Raw genomic sequence first — 2,500 nt, forward strand, 5'->3', positions numbered from 1 at the left:
GTACCTTTGCACCCGCAAAAGAGGATAGTAATGCCTCTGGAGCGGAAAGAACAACACGTACATTGACATAATGTTGTACAGCACAAAGAAAGATTTAAAGAATTGAGTGAAACCTGAAGTCAATAACTAAAAGTCGGTTAGAAGATATAAAAGATTTTAACGATGAAGAGTTTGATCCTGGCTCAGGATGAACGCTAGCGGCAGGCCTAACACATGCAAGTCGAGGGGGAAGTTACTTTCGGGTAACTGAGACCGGCGTACGGGTGCGTAACGCGTATACAATCTGCCTTTCACTGGGGGATAGCCCGAAGAAATTTGGATTAATACCCCATAGTATAGTAGTGTGGCATCACACAACTATTAAAGCCTTGGTGGTGAAAGATGAGTATGCGTTCTATTAGCTAGTTGGAGAGGTAACGGCTCCCCAAGGCGATGATAGATAGGGGTTCTGAGAGGGATGTCCCCCACACTGGTACTGAGATACGGACCAGACTCCTACGGGAGGCAGCAGTGAGGAATATTGGACAATGGTCGGAAGACTGATCCAGCCATGCCGCGTGCAGGATGACGGCCTTATGGGTTGTAAACTGCTTTTGTAAGGGAAGAATAAGGGCTACGCGTAGTTTGATGACGGTACCTTACGAATAAGCATCGGCTAACTCCGTGCCAGCAGCCGCGGTAATACGGAGGATGCGAGCGTTATCCGGAATCATTGGGTTTAAAGGGTCTGTAGGCGGGCTGGTAAGTCAGAGGTGAAAGCGCTTAGCTCAACTAAGCAACTGCCTTTGAAACTGTTGGTCTTGAATGGTTGTGAAGTAGTTGGAATGTGTAGTGTAGCGGTGAAATGCTTAGATATTACACAGAACACCGATAGCGAAGGCATATTACTAACAATTAATTGACGCTGATGGACGAAAGCGTGGGGAGCGAACAGGATTAGATACCCTGGTAGTCCACGCTGTAAACGATGGATACTAGCTGTTTGGAGTAATCTGAGTGGCTAAGCGAAAGTGATAAGTATCCCACCTGGGGAGTACGTTCGCAAGAATGAAACTCAAAGGAATTGACGGGGGCCCGCACAAGCGGTGGAGCATGTGGTTTAATTCGATGATACGCGAGGAACCTTACCAAGGTTTAAATGGGGACTGACAGGGGTAGAGATACCTTTTTCTTCGGACAGTTTTCAAGGTGCTGCATGGTTGTCGTCAGCTCGTGCCGTGAGGTGTCAGGTTAAGTCCTATAACGAGCGCAACCCCTGCCATTAGTTGCTAACGAGTTAAGTCGAGCCCTCTAATGGGACTGCCGGTGCAAACCGAGAGGAAGGTGGGGATGACGTCAAATCATCACGGCCCTTACATCTTGGGCTACACACGTGCTACAATGGCCGTTACAGAGAGCAGCCACTGCGTGAGCAGGCGCGAATCTATAAAGACGGTCACAGTTCGGATCGGAGTCTGCAACTCGACTCCGTGAAGCTGGAATCGCTAGTAATCGGATATCAGCCATGATCCGGTGAATACGTTCCCGGGCCTTGTACACACCGCCCGTCAAGCCATGGAAGCTGGGAGTACCTGAAGACGGTCACCGCAAGGAGCTGTTTAGGGTAAAACTAGTGACTGGGGCTAAGTCGTAACAAGGTAGCCGTACCGGAAGGTGCGGCTGGAACACCTCCTTTCTAGAGAAGACCGATTAAATTATTAATGGTTAATTATTAACGATTAAAGGACTAATGGTATATTTGATTCTTTAAATCTTGCTGTCAACAAAAAAATAAGGTACAGAGTAATTGATAGAGAGGAAGAAATCTCTTATCTCTTACCTTTTACCTAAAAGAACAAAGTCTCATAGCTCAGCTGGTTAGAGCGCTACACTGATAATGTAGAGGTCGGCAGTTCGAGTCTGCCTGGGACTACAAGAAGCTAAAGAAGGAAATTTCTAGGAGTGAGCTGGAGGAAGAATCCTCTTACCTCTTACCTCATATCTCTTACCTAGAGACAGGGGGAATTAGCTCAGCTGGCTAGAGCACCTGCCTTGCACGCAGGGGGTCAAGGGTTCGAATCCCTTATTCTCCACAAACACTCCCTAAAACCCCCTCTCCTTTGGAGAGGGTTAGGGTGAGGGTGAGGAAGCAGTACATTGACATATTGGGATAAAGAGCATAAGAGATCAATAAGGATTTATTGATCATCTAACGAAATATTAAAAAGAATCAAAGAGAACGAGAGGTACCTAGATAATTGTCAATTATCAATTGTTAATTGTCAATTGACTAGGACTACAAGCGCGAAAAGTTATGTAAGGGCGTATGGGGGATGCCTAGGCTCTCAGAGGCGAAGAAGGACGTGATAAGCTGCGAAAAGTTGCGTGGATTGGCACATACGATATGATACGCAAATATCCGAATGGGGCAACCCAGTACATTGAAGATGTACTACATCGTAAAGATGGGCAAACCCGCTGAACTGAAACATCTAAGTAGGCGGAGGAGAAGAAAACAAAA

The 2,500-nt window shown here is 46.6% G+C and carries 2 tRNA genes and 2 rRNA genes (1 of these 4 cut by a window edge); all 4 read left to right on the top strand.

Going from position 1 to position 2,500, the window contains the following annotated elements:
• Positions 1–159: 159 nt before the first annotated feature.
• A 16S ribosomal RNA gene (locus HMPREF1321_RS02045) occupies positions 160–1,675 on the top strand.
• Positions 1,676–1,838: 163 nt separating this feature from the next.
• Positions 1,839–1,912, top strand: a tRNA-Ile gene (locus tag HMPREF1321_RS02050).
• 86 nt (positions 1,913–1,998) lie between these two features.
• Positions 1,999–2,072: transfer RNA gene (locus HMPREF1321_RS02055), tRNA-Ala, on the top strand.
• A 212-nt stretch (positions 2,073–2,284) separates the two neighbouring features.
• Positions 2,285–2,500, top strand: a 23S ribosomal RNA gene (locus tag HMPREF1321_RS02060); it runs 2,627 nt beyond the window's last position.
• The 16S and 23S rRNA genes sit together here with 2 tRNA genes alongside, the layout of an rRNA operon.

This window comes from Capnocytophaga sp. oral taxon 412 str. F0487 (assembly GCF_000271925.1).
GTDB lineage: Bacteria > Bacteroidota > Bacteroidia > Flavobacteriales > Flavobacteriaceae > Capnocytophaga > Capnocytophaga ochracea.